We start from the raw sequence: 21,541 nt of genomic DNA, 5'->3' as shown, positions 1-21,541 counted from the left end.
ATGCTCCGAAGAGGAAACCGCTATGCGGGGTTCTTGGGCGGAACGCCGCGCAGGTGCTCCATAAGATAGGCATGGGTCGCGGCATTGGCGACGATGAGCGTACCGGTCTTTTCATAGAACTCGGGTCCGCGGCCCCACCAGTCGGTCACGATGCCGCCGGCCTCCTGCACCAGCAGAATGCCGGCTGCCGTGTCCACGAAGCCCGTTTCCTCATAATAGCCGGTCAGCCGGCCGCAGGCGACGTAAGCGCAGGAATTGGCGGCGCTGCCGACCACGCGGACCGCGCCAATGGGCGCGCGAATGGCGTCGAGGCGCTGATAGGCGCCGGGATAAAGCTGGAGATTGGGCGTGGGCAGGCCGGTGCCGACGCACATCAGGGCGACATCGGTGCTGGCATTGACCCGCAGCCGCTCGCCGTTGAGATAGGCGCCGTCTCCCTTGATCGCGGTGAACATCTCGTCGGAAACGGGATTGTAGACCAGCCCGCAGATCGTTTCATTGCCGCGGCGAAGCGCGATGGTAATTGTATAGTGCTGGCCGAAGATGAAATTGGTGGTGCCGTCGATGGGGTCGACCAGCCAGCGGTGATCCTGATCCGCCCCTTCGACAGGCGCGAATTCCTCGCCGGTCAGTCCCCAGGGATATTGCCCGAGCAGGCGGTCGCGGATCAACGTTTCGGAATCCCTGTCCGCATCGGAAACGAAGTCTCCCGGTCCCTTGACGCCGATTTCGATCTCGCGGAAGCGCCTGAAATGGTCGAGCGTCAATGCGCCGGCTTCGCGGGCGGTGGCGACCATATGGTTGAGGATGGTGCTGTAATTGACTGTCATCGGGTGAAAACCTCGGCGAGCCCTTCCGGATCGTCGGTGGTGATCTGGTCCACCTTAAGCCGCAGGAGGCGTTTCACCTCTTCTATGGATTGCGGTGTGACGCTGTTGATCGTCCAGGCGTCGACCCGGCGGCCGGCGGCATGGATGGGGGCGATGATATCGACACCCGCATCCTCGGCGGCAAGCACGATCTCGTAGGCGAGGTAGATCATGTCGCCATCGGGGGCCGTGGCAAGGGCGTCTGCGATGAAGCTCGGATAGTTTCCGCTTGCCTTCAGGGCGGCTAGCGTGCCGCGATGGCAGGGATCATATCCGGTGCGAAGGCCGGGGGCTGAGCCGGCAAGCGTCGCGATGGCGTCGAAATCGCCGCCCGACAGGATCACCGACTTTGCTATTGGCGAAACGCTCGCCCCGAAGCCGGCGACCACCTGCGGGGTAAGCGCCTGCCGGTCTTCCTTGAAATCGAGTTGAAGCAGGGCGTCAGGATGAACGGTGCCCTCGGCAAGCAGGGCGCAAAGGTCTTCGAGCAGCATTACCTTCGCATCGATGGGCTGGCCGTCATTGTCGCGCAGGTGGAGCTTACGCAGGGTGGCGGCGGATGTGTTGCGCACCCGGCCGGTGCCGGTGGTCTCCCGCTCCAGCGTCCGGTCATGCAGGACGGCGCAGCCATGGTCGGCATGGATGACGAGATCGACCTCGATGCTTGCACCGAGCCGCATCGCCTCGATGATGCGCTCGCCGGTAAAGACCGGATCGCCAGCGCGGCGGCGGGCGCGATGCCATTTGAGCCATGTTCTATGGCCGTCGCGGTCGATAAGGATCGGCTGGCTCATGTCAGCTCCGGTAGATTGGGCGGTTGTCGCGATAGGCCGTGACGGCACGGGGCGAAATCTGTACGCCCTGTCCCGTCTGGAACATATCCGGGTGAGCGACCATGGATTTGATCCTTGTACCATCGGCAAGATCAAGGTCGACAAGGCCATGGGTGCCATAATCCGTCACCCGGTGCACATTTGCTTCCGGCGTTTCGGAAATCGTCAGATCGATGGCTTCCGGGCGAACGGCGAGAATGGCCGGTCCGTCGGAGACCGGAAGCGGCAGGCTGAAGTCGGCGCGCATGAAGTTTCCGTCTGAAACCGCGCCCTCTATCAGGTTCATGGTGCCGATGAAGCCGGCGACGAACGGGGTCTGCGGTTCGCGGTAGATGACGTTCGGCCGGTCGATCTGTTCGGTCTTGCCGTTCGCCATCACGACGATGCGGTCGGCCATGGAAAGGGCCTCATCCTGGCCGTGGGTGACGAACAGCGTGGTGATGCCGAGACGTTGCTGAATATCGCGCACCTCTTCCCGCAACCGCTCGCGCAGATGCTGGTCGAGGCTGGCGAAGGGTTCGTCGAGCAGGAGTATTTTCGGTTCGAGAACCAGCGAGCGGGCGAGCGCCACCCGCTGCTGCTGGCCGCCGGAAAGCTGGCCGGTAGCGCGCTCGCCATAACCGGCAAGCCCGACGAGTTCGAGCACTGCCTCCACTTTCTCTCTGATGACGGCAGCCGGCACGCGGCGCAGCTTGAGGCCGAAAGCGAGGTTTTTGAAGACGTTCATATGGCTCCAGAGCGCGTGGCTCTGAAACACCATGCCGGTCGGCCGCCGTTCCGGCGGCAGGTGGGTGACATCTTCGCCATCGATGGTGATCTGCCCGCCCGTCGGCTGCTCGAAGCCGCCGACCATGCGCAGCAGCGTCGACTTGCCCGAACCGGAGGGGCCGAGAAGGCAGACGAGTTCACCATCGGCGACATCGAGCGAAAAGCTGTCGACTGCCTTTGTCCCGCCGGAATAGGTTTTTGTGACCTGGCGGATGTGAAGTACGGACATGATGAATTCCTAACCGCCGAAACCGCGGGCGAATGCGCCGCCACCGATGACGCGGCGGGCGAACATGAGGGCAATGAAGGACGGCACCCAGAGCAGGACGGACAGGACCGCGCCATACTGGATGACCATCTGGTTGTTGATGTAGCTGATCATCAGCACCGGCATCGTTCGGATGCCGGGCGCACCGATCAGCCATGCACCTTCCGTCTCGTAAAAAGTGCCGACAAAGCTCAGCAGCACGGCGGCGGCAATGGTCGGTCCCGCCTGCGGCAGCGTAATCGACCAGAAGACCCTGAGCGGACTGGCGCCAACATCACGGGCCGCCTCTTCCATGCGCCGGTCGACAGCCTGAAATGCCGCCACGGGAATCCAGATCATGAACATCAGCGTGCCGACTAGCTGGATGAGAACGACGCCCCAGAAGGTGCCGATGAGGTTGAGCTGCAGGAAAATGGCGGCAATCGCCACCAGAAGCCCGAATTTCGGAAAGGCGTGGCCGGCAAGGAAGGAGAAGAACAGCAGGTTGCGGCCGGGAAAGCTCATGCGCGCAAAGGCATAGGCGGCGGGAAGGCAGATCACCGCTGAAAGCAGCGTTACCACAGTCGTCAGCCGCAGGCTGAGCATCAGCGCGTTCCACACGTCGGCGCGGCCGAGCGTCTGGCCCCAGAAGCGGAAACCGAACTGCTGGGGAATGACGTTGGGGAAACGCCAGACCTCGGTGAATGCCCAGGTGCCCACGACAAGCAGCGGCCCGACGATGGCGACGGTGAGAAGGGTGGCGAAAAATATGCCGGGCCAGTCCATGCGCGTTCGCGCCGGCGTGAGGGTCGTCATGTCATTTCCCCTGGTTGCGTGCGACCGAACGCACGTAGAACAGGCCGAATGCGATGCAGAAACCGAAAGCGATGACGGCCTGGGTCATGGCGCCGATGGGATCCTGCACTTCGCGTAGCGTGCGCTGCATGAAGGGGCCGAGCATTTCAGGAGAGGCCGGTCCGAGAAGATAGGGCAGGGTGAAGGAGGAGAAAATGCCGAGCACCGAAAAGGAAAGCGCCACGAGGATGGAATTGGAAATGCGCGGCAGGATGATATGCCAGAAGACCTGAAGCGCATTTGCGCCCACATCCCGCGCCGCCTCCACCGACTGGTTGGCGACGCTGCCAAGCCCCGCGAGCAGGATGAGAACGGTCAGCGGAATATTGTCCCAGACAAGACCGATGACCGGTCCCCACGGTGTGAGATAGGGCGTGCGGATTTTCGGCAGGTCGACCGCATTGAGCAATATGTCCACCATGCCGTTGGGCCCGAGGACGCGGATGAAGGCGAAGGCGAGGATGATGGAGGGCACGAACATCGGGAAGATGGCGAGCGCCTGCACATAAGCCGAAAGGCGGCCTTGCGAAAAGCGCAGGTAGAGCGCGATCGGCAGGCAGATTACGAGCAGGAGGATCGCGCAGACCATGGTCGTCCACAACGTCACGGCAAGATTGTCGAGGCTGTAGCGGTCCGAGAAGAAGAAGCCGTAGCTTGAAAGATCGAAACCTGTTCCACCGTTCGCTCCGGTCCGCCAGACGGTGCGGCCGATGGCGTTGATGGCGGGCCAGATGACGAGCCATATCATCAGGAACACGGGGATGGCGACGAGCAGGAGGCCGACTGGCCTCCTGCCTGCCGTATTGTCGATGAGCGGGCGAACCGCTCCTTCCGCAACCTCGGTCACGACTTGCGGTCGACGTTGGGAGCGACGTTGCGATACCAGCCATCATTGATGGCGGTTTCCCATTTGCCGGCCGGGAAGGTCGGAATGGTCTGCGGGATGATGTCGGCGAAACGCTTGCGCAGTTCGGCCGGCACATAGTCCCAGGAAACGCCGGGGAAACCGCCGAGTTCGGTGAGGATCGCGCCCTGGATTTCTTCCGAAAGCACGAAATTGGCGAGCTTCAGGGCAGCATCGCGATTGGCGCCGTTGGCAAGCACCACGGCGCGCGAGAAATCACCGCAAAGCGCCAGATCCTGAAGCTGGACGAGGCCGGTTTCTTGCGGCAGAACGCCCTGATCGATGGCCTTCAGCACCTGATCGGACCAGACAGGGGTCATGGTGACGACGCCCTGCGAAAGCAGCTGCAGCGACTGTGTGTTGCCGGAGGAATATGCGCCCTTGTCATAGAGCGACGGGGCGATATCGTTCAGCAGCGCCCATGCCTTGCCGAGAGCCTTGTCACCGGCTTCCTGCGTGTAATTATCGACCGTGAAGGCCTTGGGGTCGAGGCCGTTGGCCTGATGGATGGCGCGGCGGACGAAGTTACCGCCGGAGCCGCCCTTGTCGGGACGGTTATAGACAAACTGGCCCGGATTGGCCTTGATCCACTTGACGAGCTCATCCCAGGTCTTCGGTGCATCCGCCGGCTTGAGCTTGCTGGTGTCATAGGCGAGCAGAACCTGGCTGCCGCGATAGGGCAGGCTATATTCGCTGCGGATGGCAAGCGGGTTGACGCGCGAATAGTTGGAGAGGCCGGCTTTCGCCATGTTCACATAGATGCCAGCATCGATGCCGCCGGTGGGCAGCAGCGGATCGGCCGTTTCGAAATAATCGGCCTGCGGATCGGTGCCCGTCTGCTTTGCGGCGATGGCGCGCTCGCCGATGGCGGTGATGCCCGCGCTGTCGCCGGCATCGACGAGGTTGAGCTTCAGGCCGGGATTGGCGGCTTCAAAGGCGGGCTTGATCGTATTGGACCAGAAATCGAGGATATTCGTATCCGAACTGGTGTACCAGTCGATCGTGCCCGGAGCGGCGAAGCTCATGCGCGGTGCAAGGGCGAGACCGGCGGCGGCGCCTGCGGCGGACATCATAAAGGTGCGGCGTTTCATCTATGTCTCCGATGTTTTCGGCGCGAGTGGAACTGCTGAGCGCTGACCCCGGGAAAGATGGGGAAGGCTCTGGCCGGTCGTTGCACAGCCGTGCATTTTTTGAACGGGCCGGCGGCGGTTCTAATGTCTTTCCATAACGCTTTCGTGACGGTTGCTGCCGACAGCATCGCCGGCGCACACTGCCCGTGTGGCCGTTCGAAAGCAGGCCCTACTCAAGGCGTTGCCGGGCAGGTAGAGTGATCGCGATTGGATTGGAGGGAGGGGAGCGATGATTGCAGCCTATATCGACGAATTTATCATGTTCTGTGCTGGCCTCTGGATGACATGTGTCGGCTTCGGTTATCTGTCGCTGTCGAAAAACACCGTTAGTCAGCCGCCGGTTGTTCGTCACTTCAGATGGATGGGGCCTCTGCTGATCGTTATTGCTGCCGTTCTGGCCGCGGCCAGCTGACCGAAGAATCTTTCGCAAAGAAAAACCCCGCCGAAGCGGGGTCTCGTCTTACCAGGGCTGACGTCCATACCAGTCGTCGATGTCTTTCTTGGCCCGGTCCTTTTCGTAACCGTAGCGCTCCTGAATCTTGCCTTCGAGCTGTTCGCGCTTGCCGTTGATGACGTCGAGGTCATCGTCAGTGAGTTTACCCCACTGTTCCTTGACCTTGCCCTTCATCTGCTTCCAGTTACCTTCAACGCGGTTCCAGTCCATTGGTGCTCTCCCTTTTTTTGGCTTGCACTGGTAAATGTCCGAACCTCCGCAGGGTTCCGCCGAGCGGCCGGAATGTTCGGCGTAACTGTGGCCTGCTGCCACGAAAAGATCACGATTCATTCAGCCGCAGTTCACCCGGCGGGGCGCTAAATCCTCTCATCCCACAAGGAGGGAGATAAGATGCGCAAGATGATTCTAACCGCCGGACTAATTCTCGGCGCCCTGTTCGGCACCGGCGCCAACGCCATGCCTGTCGGTCAACCGTCTGCACCTTCGGCATCCCACATTCAAAAGGTGGATTATGCCTGTGGACGCGGCTTCCATTTGACTCCGCGCGGCTATTGCCGTCCGAACGGACCGCGTTATGAGCGCGGCTGGGACCGGCGCGACCGCTGGGAAGCTCGCCGTGAATGGCGCGAGCGTCAGGCCAGACGGGAATGGCGTGAGTGGCGCGACCGCAGAGATTATCGCGACTACCGCGATCGTCGCGATTATTATCGATACTGATCGGGCAAGGCCCTCTCCACGTCGGGAGGGCCTTTCTCATATGGGCCGGTGAGGTCCATCCGCCTTTGGGGAGGGTGTGAATACAGCGTCCCTGCTGCAAATCAGCATGGCCTTAGACAGAATTGCCTTCAATGTGAGGAAACCCGGACGGCAGTTCGGGGTTAGTCCCGTATCACCGTTCATAAGGAGGATACGATGGACATCACCAGACGCACGATTCTCACCGCCGGTGCAGCAACCGCCGCCGCTGCAATCTTTCCCCGCCCGCACGTCGCGCGTGCCGCACTGCCCTTGATGCAGCCCAAACTTCCTTTCGCCGAGGCCGATCTCGCGCCAGTGATTTCGGCGAAAACGGTGGGACTTCATTATGGAAAACACCACAAGGCCTATTACGACAAGCTGAATGCGCTTGCCGCCGGCACGCCCTATGCCGACATGGACCTGGCGGATATCGTGACGACATCCGCCAGGTCGAAAGAGGCGGCGGACGTCAAGATATTCAACAATGCCGCACAGGCGTGGAACCATGTCGCCTATTGGGATCAGTTCGTACCGGGCGGGCCGAACCGGCCGACTGGCGATCTCGCCGCTTCGGTAGACGAGACCTTCGGTGGCTATGATGGTTTCATCAAACGTGCGGTCGATGTCTCCGATACGGTCTTCGGCACCGGCTGGGTGTGGCTCACGCGCGGCGACGACGACCGGCTCGCGCTGATCGGATATGAGGACGGCAAAAATCCCGTCGCTGTGGGTCGCCCGGCCTATCTCGGCATCGACATATGGGAGCATGCCTATTACGTCGATTATGAAAATCGCAAGGCCGACCATATTCGCGCCGTGCTCGACAAGCTGGTCAACTGGCGGGTCGTCGAAGAACGCCTGAAATCATAACGATCCTCTTTCTCCTGAAACCTGCCGGCAGCGGCCGGCCGCCTGCGGGTTGCCCTGAGGTGCATTTTAGCTACTATGCGCCCATGGCGAGGAGGCCATGTTACAGGAGGGTTCATGATTTACCGGTCTTCAAAACGGCGCATGGTTTTGAAACTTGCCGCTGCGGCGGTTTCTTTCGGTATGCTGGGAACGGCTGCGCTCGCGCAGGGCTTCCCCGATCGAACGATTACTCTGGTCGTTCCTTTCGCGGCGGGCGGCTCCACCGATGTGGTCGCGCGTGTTATCGCACAGAAGATGGGTGATGAGCTCGGCCAGCAGATCGTCGTTGAAAATGTCGCCGGGGCCGGCGGCAATCTCGGTGCCGACCGCGTAGCCCGCGCCGATCCCGACGGCTATACGATCCTGATGGGAACGGTTGCCACCCACGCCCTCAACCCGCTCATTCTCAAGACCAAGCCTTACGATCCGGAAAAGGATTTCACGCCGGTTTCGCTGCTCGTGGTGGTGCCGAATGTGCTGGTCGTCAATCCGAAGCTCAACGTCAACAGCGTGGCGGAACTGATTGCCCTCTTGAAGGCCGAACCTGACAAACATGCCTACGCCTCTTCCGGCAATGGCACCCCGCTGCATCTTTCCGGCGAACTGTTCAAGAGCATGGCCGGCGTCAGCATGCAGCATGTTCCCTACAAGGGCGCAGGCCCGGCGCTCAACGATCTGCTCGGCAACCAGATTTCCATCATGTTCGACAATCTGCCGTCTTCGTCCGGACATATCAAATCCGGCACGTTGCGGGCGCTCGGCGTCACGACCAAGGAGCGCGCCTCGTCCTTCCCGGATCTGCCGACAATCGCCGAGACGGTGCCGGGTTATGAGACCTATACCTGGAATGCACTCTTTGCGCCTGCCGGCACGCCGCCTGAGGTGGTCGACAAGCTGAATGCCGCAGCCAAGAAGGCGCTTGCCGATCCGGGGGTTGCGGCACGCATGGCGGAGTTCAGCGCCAAGATCGTCGCCTCTTCGCCGGATGAGCTGAAAACCCACGTTGCGGCGGAAATCGCCAAGTGGGGACCGGTGGTCAAGGACGCGAATGTGCAGATGGACTGACCGGTAACGGCAGATACCATCCTCATTTTCCGCCACACATCCTGCCGGTTGCGGACGGAAATAACGACCTGACGAAATCGTGGCCGATGCCGTTGTCGCATCGGCCGCGATTCATAGTGACGCACCCAACCGGTGTGGCCATTCCGCATCACTCACCAGCCGGTTGCAAAAACCCGCTTGGCAAGCTCTGACGGCTGAGTTACAAATCTCACTACCGCGTCAGATCGAACAAAGGGAGGCGTTGCATGACACCAGCATTCTTCGAAACCCTCCCGCAGGGAATGACCCGACACTAGGTCATATCCATTCGCGGCCCGCCCTGAGCGCGCCCGACATGCGGTTTTACTTTCCCCCATAGCCCCCCGATTGATCTGACGGGATCACTTCGTCTCCCGCCAGGGCTGTGCCATCCAACTTCCGTTTTGAGGACCGGTCGCCGATTATATGGCGCTGGGCTGGTAAAAATGACTCGCAAGAAGCTCGATTTCCGCGCCGATGCCTATCGACATGTGCTCGGCTTTGTTTTCAACCATTGGCGTCATCGGCCGGCGCTGGTGGGTTTCATCATCGTTCTGGTGATTGCCAGCACGCTGGCCGAAGTGATGGTGCCGGTCTTTTCCGGCCAGATCGTCGATGCCATTGCCGGTGGCAACGGGGCAGACAAGGCGCTGCGCGCCTTCGTCATCGTGGTGGCGCTGGGGCTGGTGAGCGTGGTGCTGCGCTGGTTCATCTTCAACGGCATCATCCGGTTGACGCTGAAAATCATGGCGGATGTCGCCAATAACGGCTTCCACAAGGTGCAGCGCTTCTCCACCGACTGGCATGCGAACAGCTTCGCCGGCTCCACGGTCCGCAAGATCACGCGCGGCATGTGGGCGCTGGATTCGCTCAACGACCTGCTGCTCGTCGCGCTTTTGCCATCCATCGTCATGCTGGTGGGCGCCACCATCGTGCTCGGCAGCTACTGGCCGGTCATGGGCCTGATCGTCGGTCTCGGATCGCTGATCTATATCGGCGTTACGGTCGGCCTTTCCATGGGGTATGTGTCGCCGGCGGCAAGGCTTGCCAATGCCTGGGATACCAGACTTGGCGGCGCGCTGGCGGATGCCATCAGCTGCAATTCGGTGGTCAAGGCCTTCGGTGCCGAGACCCGCGAAGAAACGCGGCTGGGCCATGTGCTGGTGAAGTGGGACAACCGCACGCGCAGGACATGGAAGCGTGGCACGCTGAACGGCACGATCCAAAGCTTCATGATGGTGTCCATGCAGGCCGGCATTCTGGGTACGGGCCTCATCATGTGGCAAAAGGGGCTGGCGACGCCGGGCGACATTACCTTCGTGCTTGCGATGTTCTTCGTGTTGCAGGGTTATCTGCGCGATGTGGGGCAGGATATCCGCAACCTGCAACGCGCCGTCAACGACATGGAAGAGCTGGTGCTGCTGGACAAGATGCCGCTCGGCATCGAGGACAGGCCGGATGCAGGGCCTATCAAAATTGGAAAGGGCGAGATCGTCTTCGATCACGTCACCTTCCAATATGGCGCGCATCCCACGCCGCTTTACGATGACTTTTCGGTCACCATCAAGGCGGGTGAACGGGTGGGTCTGGTCGGCCATTCCGGTTCGGGCAAGACAACCTTCGTCAAGCTCATCCAGCGGCTTTACGATATCAGGTCGGGCGCGATCCGCATCGACGGCCAGAATATCGCAGGCGTCACGCAATCGAGCCTGCGCGGCCAGATCGCCATCGTGCAGCAGGAGCCCATCCTGTTCCACCGCACGCTGGCGGAAAACATCGCCTATGGCCGGCCGGACGCCACGCGGCGTCAGATCGAGCAGGCGGCGAAACAGGCCAGCGCCCATGATTTCATCATGTCCCTTCCCAAGGGTTATGAGACGATGGTGGGTGAACGCGGTGTCAAGCTGTCCGGCGGTGAGCGTCAGCGCGTCGCCATCGCCCGTGCATTCCTTGCGGATGCGCCGGTGCTGATACTGGACGAGGCCACTTCCAGCCTCGACAGCGAAAGCGAAGTGCAGATCCAGCAGGCGATGGAGCGGCTGATGGTCGGCCGCACCACGCTCGTCATCGCCCATCGGCTTTCCACCGTCAGGGCGCTGGACCGGCTGCTGGTCTTCGACAAGGGCAGGATTGTCGAAGAGGGTGACCATCAGGCGCTGATCCGCCTCAATGGCGGCATCTACCGCCGGCTGTTCGAACGGCAGGCGCTGGAGCTGACCAAGGGCCTGGTGGCCTGAAAAAAACCAAACGCCGGGGGGTATCCTCCCGGCGTTCCCTTCCCGAACATTGACCCCGCGCCACGAACACGCCGCTTTTTTCGCGTAAGGGCGTGTTCTGCGCAACACCAACAGGACGGTGAACCATGGATTTCCACCCGATCACAAAGCCGCAACGCCTTGTCATCAGGGGAACCCATATCCATGCCGCATTCCATCACTCTCTCGGACCTCTCGTGGTCGACACCTGACGGTCATCCGCTCTTTTCCGACATCAATCTTCGCTTCGGACCCGAACGCACCGGTCTCGTTGGGCGTAACGGTGTCGGCAAGACGACGCTTCTGAAACTGATCGCCGGCGAACTGTCGCCGTCCGCGGGCACGGTTTCCGTATCGGGCAGCGTCAATCTTCTGCACCAGAGCGTGCAGGTTGTGTCCGACGAGACCGTCGCCGACCTGTTCGAAGCGCGCGAGGCGCTGGACGTGCTTGCCCGTGCGCAGGCGGGAACGGCCACTCTGGAAGAGCTTGAAGACATCGACTGGATGCTGGAGGAGAAAATTGCCGGGGCGCTTGCGCAGGTCGGGTTGGACGCCTTACCCTCCACACCGCTTTCGGCGCTATCCGGCGGACAGCGCACGCGGGGCGCACTTGCGGCTCAAATTCATGCCGCGCCGGATTTCCTGATCCTCGACGAACCGACCAACAATCTCGACCGGGACGGACGCATTTTCGTTGCCGATTTTCTGGCGGGCTGGCGCGGCGGAGCGATCGTCGTCAGCCATGATCGGGAGCTTCTCGAAACCCTCGATGCGATTGTGGAAATGACGACGCTCGGCGCCACCCGTTACGGCGGCAACTGGAGCCACTACCGCGCACAAAAAGCGCTGGAACTGGCCGCCGCCGAACAGGACTTTGCGAATGCGGAAAAGCGTCTGTCGGATGTCAAGCGCCGGTCGCAGGAAGCCTTGGAGCGCAAGGCTCGCCGTGATAGCAGGGGTGCTGCAAAAGCGGCGAGGGGAGACATGCCTCGTATCCTTGTCGGTGAGATGAAAAGGCGTGCCGAAAAGACGAGCGGCGACAACGCCAACCTGGCCAGCCGCCTGACAGCCGAGGCGACGGAAGACCTGAAGACGGCGCGTGAGCGGATCGAAATCCTGCAGGGCGTCAGTGTCACATTGCCGCCCAGCGGGCTGCACGCGACAAAAACCGTGCTCAGCCTGCAAAATCTGACCGCAGGGTATCAGGCCGAACACCCCGTTCTTCGCGACCTGTCCTTCGAGATCATCGGGCCGCAACGGGTTGCCGTCACCGGTCCGAACGGATCGGGAAAAACGACGCTGCTTTCGGTGATCACCGGGGAATTGCCGCCATTCGAAGGCGCGGTGCATATCGGGGTGAAGGCCGTGTTTCTCGACCAGCAGGTCAGCCTGCTCGACGCGAGCCTGTCCATCCGCGACAACTTCCTTCGCCTTAACCCGCAGGCCGGGGAGAATGCCTGCAGGGCTGCGCTTGCGCGCTTCATGTTTCGTGCCGATGCCGCGTTGCAGATCGTTTCAACGCTCTCGGGCGGGCAGATGCTCAGGGCCGGTCTCGCCTGTGTTCTGGGAGGCCCGCAGCCTCCGCAATTGTTGATCCTCGACGAGCCGACCAACCATCTGGATATCGATTCCATCGCGGCCGTGGAGGCTGGCCTTCAGGCCTATGACGGCGCCTTGCTGGTGGTCAGCCACGATGAGGCGTTCCTCGCCGCCATTGGCATCGAAAGGCGGCTGGAACTTGGGAAGTCAGAGATGCGTCCGGGCGCTCAGTAGTTCACCGTCACGACGACCGTATCGGAGTAGTTTCCTGGCGCTGGCGTGTTCTGCGCCGGGACGCGGCCATAGACGGTCAATGTCTGCAGGCTGCCAGTTCCGGTGCCGGTGGCTATTTCGCCCGCCGCACTTCCCCAGACATTCGTGCGGTTCACGTCGCGGTAGAGACCATAGGTTATCGATCCGCCCGCCTGCACCATCTGGCGCGCGGCCGGCGGGCTGTTGCTCAGGCCGCCATTGAGCGCCACACTGTAGCTCAGATTGGTGGTGCAGGTCAGATTGATCGCTCCGGTCGCATTGACTGCCGTGTTCAGCACCCCGTGACTGCCGAAATCGATGTTCTGGGCCGAGATGATACAGGTGGGCGCCACGGCGGCCGACACGTTGAACGGCACCTGCGTGGGGTTCTGGGTCACGGAAGAGCAGCTCGGTGCAAGCAGGGTAAAGGTCGTATAGGTGAAGCTCGTTTCCGCGCCGGCGAAGCTGGAGAGGTAAAGGCCGCGCGCCGCCGAGGCCTGACCGGCGTTGATCCGGCCATAGACCGTGCGGCTCGTGGTGTTGATCAGGAGCGGCAGCGCCATATCGATTGGCGGAGGCGAGCCGAGCGCGGGCTGCGTGACCGATCCCCATGAGGTTGTCCGCGCCGAGTTCTGGTAAAGCTGATAATTGAGGATGTTGCTGCCCTGAAGCATGCGACGGATGCCGCCCGACTGCCCGCCGCTTCCGGCATTGATGTTGGGGCAGATGCGGATGGAAAGCGCCAGCGACAGGGGATTGGAGCAGGTGACTGACAATGTCGCCGTCGTGTCCACGGCGCTGCCGCTTGCAAGATTGACGAAACCGAAATTCATATCCGACATGCTGAAGGTGCAGCTTTGCGCCAGTGCCGGTGAAGCCGGGAGGAGAGCGGCGATGGCAAGGGCGGTGCGGGTCAGGACCTTCATGGAATGCTCCTGCATAGGGTTTCGAAAGTTGCGCGTGAATTGCCGGCGGAAGGCACGGTGATCTGGGCTTCGCATTCGCCCTTCGTCGGCTGCATGATGCGGAGCCGATGCGTCTTGCTGATATTGTCGAGATAGGCCTGTCCGTCATAACCGACGATGAAATCGCGCTTGCCGTCGATTTTGCCGGTCGATCCGGTTTCGATGAATTCGCCGCTCTCGCCTTTCAGCGTCACCAGCGCCACCTGACCCTCGGTTTCCACCTTGAAATTGACCACCGCGCCGGCCTGTTGTGTCGGCCTGACGGTCTGTTTCGTCCGGTCGATGCGGGCGTCGACCGGAAGATTGCTCGGGTCGAGCGTGATGTTGTTGACGTCATAGGAGCGCAGGTTCGGAAGCAATATCTTGCCGCGGCGGTTGGTCTGGCCGATGGGGCGGTTTTCCAAAAGGATATCGACACCGGGCGCGCCCGCATCCACCACGGCGAAAGCGTCGTCGATCCGGTTGCCGACAAAGACATCGCCGCCGGCGAGCGCTATCGATCCTTCGATCTGCGCATAGGCCTGTGTCGTGCGGTTGAATTGGTCGACGCCGGCCGAAACGCGCGCGGCGCTGCCGCGGTAGCTGCCGGAAACGGAGGCGATGTCGTTGCCGCCGGTCGAGCCGCGCAGGCGCCAGCCATAACTTCCCTCGGCCTGCTCTTCGGATTTTCCGACCTCGGCCGTCAGCGAATATCCATCCGCATCCGACGACATGCCGGCCGAGCCGGAGACGCCGCCGCCGAACGACCAGGAAAGGCCCGCGAAGATGCCGTAGGATTTGTTGTCCTCGAGGTCCTTGTAGGCGGTGATGAAAATATTGCCGTTCTCGCCGAACGGCCGCGTGGCGGAAAGGCCGAGCAGCCGTGATCGTCTTTCATCGAATGTTTCGAGTTCCGTATAGGAGAAATTGAGGCTGGTCTCATCGAAACCGAGCTGGGTGGAAACGGAAATCTGGTCGAGTGCACGCGGCGGCCGCGCGCTCAGCAGCCCGGATGCCGTGCGGATATCGGACAGGTCGGCGGAGACGGAGGCCATATCGTGATGATCGCCGAATGTCCTTTGCGACCGTGCGTGAAATTTTACCCCCAGCAATTCCGCTTCGACGCTTGCGGAAAGCTGATAACCGCTTTCCGCGCCAAAGCGGCTCGATGCGCCCGAAACCGCCGCCAGTCCCTGCGCTCCAAGGGTGAAGACGCCGCCAAAGCCGATATTGTAGAAATTCTCACCGCCTTCCGCATGGCCTTCCAGCGTCAGACTGTCCGACACGCCATAACGCAGCGTCGCAGACCCCAGCGGTTTGTCATCGTAATCGAAAGACGAGGTTCCGTAATTGCGCCGGGCAAAGCCAAGTTCGGCCGAAAAATCGATGAGGCCCCGCGCCAGCAGATCCGGTGAAGCATAAAAGGGCGTTTCGGACACGGTTTCGCGCCCCAGCGCATCCCGCACCACCAGCCGCGCATTGCCCGCGCCGCTGATGACAGGGAGATTGGTGATCGAGAACGGCCCTTCGGGAACATCCTGCGACAGGCGGCGGACATTGTTGACATAGACGTCGACGGTGGAGGGCACGGCTGCGGAACCGGCAAATTCCGGCATCGGCATGGTGACGATATCCGGCCGCAGGTCGAAATTGCGGCGTATCTGCAGGCCGCCCAGCCGTGTCGGGCGTGTCCAGCTCAGCCCGCCGGTGATGAGATCGCCGGCCCGATAGCTCGTCAGCGTGTCCTCGTCCGAGTAGCTCCAGGTGGTATCGAGGCGCTGGGTATCGAACTCCGACAGGCGCGATGTGCTCAGAACCTGCGATGAGGAGAGCACGCCGAGCGGACCGAAGGCCCTGCTTTCCAAAAGGGCCGAGACGCCGTTGAAATCGGCGATATCCGACCATTTGTTGCCGCCGGATGAACCATAGATCGTGTACTTCACCAGACCTCCAAAATCGCTCGTGGCCTTTTCCCGGGTCTCTTCGTCTTCTTCCCGCGCAATCTTGCCGGAGGCGTCGATCACCCTGTTCGCCCGCGCCGCCATCGGCAGGGTGAAATGCATGGACTGGGTGCCTTCATCGTAACGCGCCACCACATCCGGCAGCCGGGAAATATCGATCCAGCCATCATCGCCTGCAGCGCTTTCAACCGGGGAAATCCCGATATTGGTCAGCTGTTCCGGCTCGATGAGAAACGATCCGGCGTCGTTTTGACGAAATGTGGCGATCAGTTCTGTCGAAACATCGTTGATGTAGACTTCGAGCTGCAACTGTCCCGCTTCTTTTGCGGCAAAAGAGGCGGGTTGCGCCGCAGGGGGTATATCCTGCGCCACGGAGAAATTGCCCGATGAAATGACCGTCAGAGCGGCAATCGTCAAAACGGCGAGATCAGCCGCCCGAGACGCGCGCCGTCGCATTGACGGGGCCGCCTTCGCTGTCTGCCGAAATCTTCAGCGTGCCGCCGCCTTTTTTGCCGCCCGTTGCCGGAACCACAAAGCTTGCGGCGGATCCGCCAAGCACATATCCCACCAGCCCCTGCTGCCGGGCAAGCGCCTGCCCGTTGCTACCGGAAAGCATCAGGTTGGCGATCCTTATCCGCTTTGCGCCCGTGTTGGACACAGAGACCCGGTAGCCATTGCCCTGCGGCGTTATCTTCCAGGCAGGTTCTGCGTCGCCTGTGGAGGCGGGTGAAAAGAAAACGGGTATGGAGTGGCGCACCACCAGATTGACCGTGCCGGATTGCGGTCTTCCCGCCGGCGGCAATTCGTCGACGATGACGCGGTAACTCTCTTCGGCCCGAAGCGGCGCCTTGGAAAGGCGGACGATGCGGATGAGGTTTTCCGCGCCTCCCTTCAGTTGCGTCATCGGCGGGCTGGCGACGACGTCCTGCGCCGCCGTATAGACGTCCTGCCCGTTCTGCTGGGTCCAGCGGAATATCCTGACCTGAACGTTGATCGGGGTTTTCGCATCGTTCCAGATGCGGAGGCTGGAGGCCGCCGTGGGCGCTTTGAGATCCAGAAGCACGGGTGCGACCCGTAGAGATGCAGACTGTGAAGGTGAAACACTCAAACCGGCAAAAAACGCAGCCGCTAAGGTAAAAACACGCATGCGCGATCCTCCCTGTGGCGATCAGTAGTTGAGCGTGGCCGTCACCGTATCGGTATAGACGCCGACCGCGGGTGTCGTCTGGGCAGGTACGCGCCCATAGACCGTGAATGTCTGCGGCGCCCCGGTTCCGGTTCCCGTTTGCCGGTCCGTTCCCACGGTGTTCCCCCACACCGTGCTATGTGCCGCAGTCGTATAAAGCGAGTAGGAAATGGTCGCACCCGCAGGCGATGTCATCAGACGGTTGGCGACCGTCGCTCCAGAGCCGGCGCCGGCGCTGAGACCCAGGCTGAAGGGCGTGCTGGCCGTGCATTGCACGACAATATTGCTGGTTGCATCGATATTGCTGCCGATCACACCATTGGTGCCGAAATTGAGGTTGCCGGCGGAATTGATCTGGCACGCCGCCTGAATGGTGATCTGGACGTTGAAATTCGTCGTGGCGACCTGCGCGACGCCCGATGCCGGTGTAAGGACCAGTGCCGCAAATGATAATAAATAGCCTGATGCTGCAAACTTCATGCTGCCTCCCCAAGCTGCTGCGCTGCTGATTTTTCCATGCGCAACATGGAATTACTCCAATAACGGGTAATTAGAATAATCTAATACTCGCGCCGATTTGGTTAATAAATTCTTAATGGGGGAGGCCTAAAAAACCACTGGCTGAAATGCAGTACGCGCCACAATCAAAAGTGTCGCGACGTGGTTGCAAAGCACAGGATCGACGCTAAATCTCGTCTACGAGTTTTTTACTGAAATGCGACATCTTGTCAGCCGGCCCCGGTTGGCGTACTCGAAATCGATAGAAACCCGGGCCGATCAACAGTACCGTTCGGTGACGCTGCGTTCGGCTCAATAGACATCATGACGTTGGGATTGCGATGAACCTTTACTTGGATTACCTGGCTGAAATCAAAAGCAGAGAACCACAGGGTCTCGCACCCAAGCCGATCGATGACGGTGCGTTGACCGCCGAAATCATTGAACTGATCAAGGATGCAGGCAGCGAACACCGCGCCGATGCCCTGAAGTTTTTCATCTATAACACATTGCCGGGAACCACGAGCGCCGCCGGCGTGAAGGCTGCGTTTCTGAAGCAGATCATCCTCGGCGACGTCATCGTCCCTGAGATCACCCCGACCTTCGCGCTGGAACTGCTGTCGCACATGAAGGGCGGCCCGTCGATCAAGGTGCTGCTCGACATTGCGCTCGGCAACGATGCCACAATCGCCACCAAGGCGGGTGAAGTGCTGAAGACCCAGGTCTTCCTTTACGATGCCGACATGTTCCGCCTGCGGGATGCCTACAAGGCCGGCAACGCCATCGCCAAGGCCGTGCTGGAAAGCTACGCCAAGGCCGAATTCTTCACCAAGCTTCCGGATGTCGAAGACGAGATCAAGATCGTCACCTTCATTGCCGCCGAAGGCGATATTTCCACCGACCTCCTGTCTCCCGGCAATCAGGCGCATTCGCGCTCCGACCGCCAGCTGCACGGCCAGTGTATGATCTCGCCGGAAGCGCAGGCGCAAATCGTCGCGCTGCAGAAGCAGCATCCCGACAAGCGGGTAATGATGATCGCCGAGAAGGGCACGATGGGCGTTGGCTCCTCGCGCATGTCGGGCGTCAATAACGTGGCGCTGTGGACCGGCAAGCAGGCCAGCCCCTACGTGCCCTTTGTAAACTATGCCCCCATCGTTGCGGGCACCAACGGCATTTCGCCCATTTTCGCCACCACCGTCGACGTGACGGGTGGCATCGGCGTCAATCTGAAGAACTGGGTGAAGAAGCTCGGTGAAGACGGCAAGCCGATCCTCAACAATGACGGCAACCCCATCCTCGAGCAGAAATATTCGGTCGAGACCGGCACGGTCCTCAAGATCGACGCCAAGAATCGCAAGCTGCGGGACGAAAACGGCACCGAGCTGGTCGACCTCGCTTCGTCCTTCACGCCCCAGAAGATGGAATTCATGAAGGCGGGCAGCTCCTACGCCATCGTCTTCGGCAAGAAGCTCCAGACTTTTGCCGCTGAAACGCTTGGCGTCGAGGCGACCCCTGTCTTTGCACCGAACAAGGAAATTTCGATCGAAGGCCAGGGCCTCACGGCCGTCGAGAAGATTTTCAACCGCAACGCCGTTGGCGTGACGCCTGGCAAGGTGTTGCACGCCGGCTCCGACGTTCGCGTCAAGGTCAACATCGTCGGCTCGCAGGATACGACCGGTCTGATGACCGCGCAGGAACTGGAAGCGATGGCGGCCACCGTCATTTCGCCGCTGGTGGACGGCGCCTATCAGTCCGGCTGCCACACGGCGTCCGTCTGGGACAAGAAGGCTCAGGCCAACACGCCGAAGCTCATGGCCTTCATGCACAATTTCGGCGTCATCACCGGCCGTGATCCTAAGGGCGTCTATCACTCCATGACAGACGTGATCCACAAGGTGCTGAACGACATCACCGTTGATGACCGGGCAATTATCATCGGCGGCGACAGCCACACCCGCATGTCCAAGGGCGTCGCCTTCGGTGCGGACTCCGGAACCGTCGCGCTTGCGCTCGCCACCGGCGAGGCGACCATGCCGATCCCGCAGTCGGTCAAGGTCACCTTCAAGGGAACGATGCAGCCCTACATGGACTTCCGCGACGTCGTGCACGCAACGCAGGCGCAGATGCTACAGCAGCACGGCGACAACGTGTTCCAGGGCCGTATCATCGAAGTCCATCTCGGAACGCTGCTTGCCGACCAGGCTTTCACCTTCACCGACTGGACGGCCGAGATGAAGGCCAAGGCGTCGATCTGCATTTCCGAAGACGAAACGCTGATCGAGTCACTGGAGATCGCCAAGTCGCGCATCCAGATCATGATCGACAAGGGCATGGACAATGCCGCACAGACGCTTAAAGGGCTGATTGCGAAGGCGGATCAACGCATTGCGGAGATCCGTTCCGGTGAAGTTCCAGCATTGAAGCCTGACGCGAATGCGAAATATTTCGCTGAAGTCGTCGTCGATCTCGATGTCATCAACGAACCGATGATCGCCGATCCAGACGTCAACAACAACGACGTTTCGAGACGCTACACGCACGATACGATCCGTCCGGTTTCCTATTATGGCGCTACGAAGAAGGTCGATCTCGGCTTCGTCGGCTCGTGCATGGTGCACAAGGGCGACGTGAAGATCGTCGCGCAGATGCTGCGCAACATCGAAAAGACCGAAGGCAAGGTCGAATTCAAGGCTCCGCTCGTCGTTGCCGCGCCGACCTACAACATCATCGACGAGCTGAAGGCGGAAGGGGATTGGGAAATCCTGCAGAAATATTCCGGCTTCGAATTCGATGATATCAATCCGAAGACAACGAACCGGACCGAATACGAAAACATCCTCTATCTGGAACGCCCGGGCTGCAACCTGTGCATGGGCAACCAGGAGAAGGCTGCGAAGGGTGACACGGTTCTGGCAACCTCGACGCGTCTCTTCCAGGGCCGTGTCGTTGAAGACAGTGCTGAAAAGAAAGGTGAATCGCTTCTGGCCTCGACCCCGGTCGTAGTGCTGTCCGCCATTCTCGGCCGTACGCCGAGCATCGAGGAGTATCGTTCCGCCGTCGAGGGCATCGACCTGACGAAGTTCGCTCCGCCGAAGACGACGCCGATCGATTCCCAGTCGGTGCATTACTGAGATCGTGATTATCGCCGTGCTTGGGCCACAAGGCTCTGCGCTGGCGATGCACTGAAAACGCCGAATGAACGTGGACAGCGGGGAGAAATCCCCGCTGTTTTTATGGGTGGCGGTGCTCCGACCAGACCATTGGAGACTGGCGACATGGCTTGGCCTTCGCCTCTTTTTGCGGTAACCAGACTGAATGATAAAAGCATCGAGTATGACCTGCATCTAGCTCCCGCCGCAGCGCGAGGAGCATCGAGCGAAAAGCCGACAGGCTTGGCGCTCGGCGCCGGCTTGTCTGAAGGCAAGCGAATGCGAACATATGCAGTGAGATTACTCCAATGGAAAATTACTTCGAAAGCCCGTTCCGGGGCACCACGCTTGACAAGCAGGTCAGGAACCCGAACCTCGTAGTCGGGAAATACAGCTATTATTCCGGCTATTATCACGGCCACAGTTTTGAGGATTGCGCCCGTTATCTGCTGCCGGATGAAGGCGCGGACAGGCTGGTGATCGGAAGCTTCTGCTCGATCGGTTCGGGCGCCGCCTTCATCATGGCCGGCAATCAGGGCCATCGCAACGAGTGGATCAGCACCTTCCCGTTCTTCTTCATGCCGGAGGTGCCTGAGTTTGAGAATGCCGGCAACGGTTATCTGCCGGCGGGCGATACCGTCATAGGCAACGATGTCTGGATAGGCTCGGAAGCGATCATCATGCCCGGCATCACGGTCGGCGATGGCGCCGTGATCGGAACGCGGGCGCTGGTGACGAAGAATGTCGAACCCTATGCCATCGTCGGCGGCAATCCCGCAAAAACGATCCGAAAGCGGTTCGATGACGACAGCATCGCCCTGCTGCTCAAGATGAAATGGTGGGATTGGCCGGCGGCGCGGCTGAAGGCGGCAATGCCGCTCATGACCAGCGGCAATGTCGCCGAGCTTTATCGGTTCTGGCGATCCGATAAGCCGCAGCCGTAAAAATGCCCGGCCCGTCTCATCGA

19 protein-coding genes are annotated in these 21,541 nt (G+C 60.7%); 8 read left to right on the top strand and 11 right to left on the bottom strand.

Translation table 11 applies throughout. The annotated features are described in order from the left end of the window. Window positions 1-20: 20 nt before the first annotated feature. The 6 genes from BTE54_RS21055 to BTE54_RS21030 are packed head-to-tail and all read right to left on the bottom strand — an operon-like array spanning window position 21 to window position 5,567. Window positions 21-830 carry an inositol monophosphatase gene (locus BTE54_RS21055; protein WP_078053881.1) on the bottom strand — a complete coding sequence of 270 codons (810 nt, stop codon included), beginning with the start codon at window positions 828-830 and terminating at the stop codon, window positions 21-23. Next, window positions 827-1,663 carry a glycerophosphodiester phosphodiesterase gene (locus BTE54_RS21050; protein WP_078053880.1) on the bottom strand — a complete coding sequence of 279 codons (837 nt, stop codon included), beginning with the start codon at window positions 1,661-1,663 and terminating at the stop codon, window positions 827-829. Before BTE54_RS21050 ends, BTE54_RS21055 begins: the two co-directional genes overlap by 4 nt. A 1-nt stretch (window position 1,664) precedes the next feature. Further along, the gene (locus BTE54_RS21045; protein ID WP_078053879.1) at window positions 1,665-2,699 is read right to left on the bottom strand and encodes an ABC transporter ATP-binding protein; all 1,035 of its coding nucleotides are present in this window, start codon (window positions 2,697-2,699) and stop codon (window positions 1,665-1,667) included. 9 nt (window positions 2,700-2,708) lie between these two features. After that, on the bottom strand, window positions 2,709-3,533 hold the full coding sequence (locus BTE54_RS21040) for an ABC transporter permease subunit (RefSeq protein WP_003521664.1): 825 nt from the start codon (window positions 3,531-3,533) through the stop codon (window positions 2,709-2,711). A 1-nt stretch (window position 3,534) separates the two neighbouring features. After that, window positions 3,535-4,419: an ABC transporter permease subunit gene (locus BTE54_RS21035; RefSeq protein WP_078053878.1), complete on the bottom strand. Its 885-nt coding sequence runs from the start codon at window positions 4,417-4,419 to the stop codon at window positions 3,535-3,537. Next, window positions 4,416-5,567, bottom strand: a complete 1,152-nt coding sequence (locus tag BTE54_RS21030) for an extracellular solute-binding protein (RefSeq protein ID WP_003521661.1) — start codon at window positions 5,565-5,567, stop codon at window positions 4,416-4,418. Before BTE54_RS21030 ends, BTE54_RS21035 begins: the two co-directional genes overlap by 4 nt. 268 nt (window positions 5,568-5,835) lie before the next feature. Here BTE54_RS21030 and BTE54_RS21025 point away from each other — a divergent pair, with 268 nt between their 5' ends. Further along, on the top strand, window positions 5,836-6,018 hold the full coding sequence (locus BTE54_RS21025) for a hypothetical protein (protein WP_078053877.1): 183 nt from the start codon (window positions 5,836-5,838) through the stop codon (window positions 6,016-6,018). A 48-nt stretch (window positions 6,019-6,066) separates the two neighbouring features. On the opposite strand, the gene BTE54_RS21020 is transcribed toward BTE54_RS21025, so the two are convergent. Beyond that, window positions 6,067-6,270 carry a CsbD family protein gene (locus tag BTE54_RS21020; RefSeq protein WP_065657719.1) on the bottom strand — a complete coding sequence of 68 codons (204 nt, stop codon included), beginning with the start codon at window positions 6,268-6,270 and terminating at the stop codon, window positions 6,067-6,069. Window positions 6,271-6,450: 180 nt separating this feature from the next. Here BTE54_RS21020 and BTE54_RS21015 point away from each other — a divergent pair, with 180 nt between their 5' ends. The 5 genes from BTE54_RS21015 (at window position 6,451) to BTE54_RS20995 (ending at window position 12,818) form a co-directional block, all read left to right on the top strand. Continuing rightward, window positions 6,451-6,777, top strand: a complete 327-nt coding sequence (locus tag BTE54_RS21015) for a hypothetical protein (RefSeq protein WP_020810616.1) — start codon at window positions 6,451-6,453, stop codon at window positions 6,775-6,777. Window positions 6,778-6,972: 195 nt separating this feature from the next. Further along, complete coding sequence (locus tag BTE54_RS21010; RefSeq protein ID WP_078053876.1) at window positions 6,973-7,668, top strand: superoxide dismutase; 696 nt, start codon at window positions 6,973-6,975, stop codon at window positions 7,666-7,668. Between the two features lie 114 nt (window positions 7,669-7,782). Beyond that, entirely contained in the window at window positions 7,783-8,772 is a 990-nt protein-coding gene (locus BTE54_RS21005; protein ID WP_078053875.1) for a tripartite tricarboxylate transporter substrate binding protein, read from the top strand. A gap of 464 nt (window positions 8,773-9,236) precedes the next feature. Beyond that, the gene (locus tag BTE54_RS21000) at window positions 9,237-11,027 is read left to right on the top strand and encodes an ABC transporter ATP-binding protein (protein ID WP_078053874.1); all 1,791 of its coding nucleotides are present in this window, start codon (window positions 9,237-9,239) and stop codon (window positions 11,025-11,027) included. Window positions 11,028-11,210: 183 nt separating this feature from the next. Continuing rightward, on the top strand, window positions 11,211-12,818 hold the full coding sequence (locus BTE54_RS20995; RefSeq protein ID WP_078053873.1) for an ABC-F family ATP-binding cassette domain-containing protein: 1,608 nt from the start codon (window positions 11,211-11,213) through the stop codon (window positions 12,816-12,818). Here the strand turns inward: BTE54_RS20995 and BTE54_RS20990 are convergent. Genes BTE54_RS20990 through BTE54_RS20975 form a run of 4 tightly spaced genes read right to left on the bottom strand, consistent with a single transcriptional unit; the run spans window position 12,812 to window position 17,407 of the window. Then, window positions 12,812-13,762: a spore coat U domain-containing protein gene (locus BTE54_RS20990; RefSeq protein WP_078053872.1), complete on the bottom strand. Its 951-nt coding sequence runs from the start codon at window positions 13,760-13,762 to the stop codon at window positions 12,812-12,814. The two genes, BTE54_RS20995 and BTE54_RS20990, sit on opposite strands and share 7 nt — an antisense overlap. After that, window positions 13,759-16,197, bottom strand: coding sequence for a fimbria/pilus outer membrane usher protein (locus BTE54_RS20985; protein ID WP_078053871.1), 2,439 nt, complete (start codon window positions 16,195-16,197; stop codon window positions 13,759-13,761). Before BTE54_RS20985 ends, BTE54_RS20990 begins: the two co-directional genes overlap by 4 nt. After that, window positions 16,169-16,888: a molecular chaperone gene (locus tag BTE54_RS20980; RefSeq protein ID WP_078053870.1), complete on the bottom strand. Its 720-nt coding sequence runs from the start codon at window positions 16,886-16,888 to the stop codon at window positions 16,169-16,171. Before BTE54_RS20980 ends, BTE54_RS20985 begins: the two co-directional genes overlap by 29 nt. Before the next feature lie 21 nt (window positions 16,889-16,909). Beyond that, window positions 16,910-17,407, bottom strand: coding sequence for a spore coat U domain-containing protein (locus BTE54_RS20975; protein ID WP_065657727.1), 498 nt, complete (start codon window positions 17,405-17,407; stop codon window positions 16,910-16,912). 359 nt (window positions 17,408-17,766) lie between these two features. On the opposite strand from BTE54_RS20975, the gene BTE54_RS20970 reads away from it, so the two are divergent. Beyond that, on the top strand, window positions 17,767-20,556 hold the full coding sequence (locus BTE54_RS20970; RefSeq protein ID WP_078053869.1) for a bifunctional aconitate hydratase 2/2-methylisocitrate dehydratase: 2,790 nt from the start codon (window positions 17,767-17,769) through the stop codon (window positions 20,554-20,556). Window positions 20,557-20,882: 326 nt separating this feature from the next. After that, complete coding sequence (gene catB / locus BTE54_RS20965; protein ID WP_078053868.1) at window positions 20,883-21,518, top strand: type B chloramphenicol O-acetyltransferase; 636 nt, start codon at window positions 20,883-20,885, stop codon at window positions 21,516-21,518. Window positions 21,519-21,541 lie beyond the last annotated feature (23 nt).

This window comes from Agrobacterium sp. YIC 4121 (genome assembly GCF_002008205.1).
GTDB classification, from domain to species: Bacteria; Pseudomonadota; Alphaproteobacteria; order Rhizobiales; family Rhizobiaceae; genus Agrobacterium; species Agrobacterium leguminum.
The sequence above is the reverse complement of the archived record's forward strand: the minus strand, read 5'-3'. Positions and strand labels throughout refer to the sequence as shown.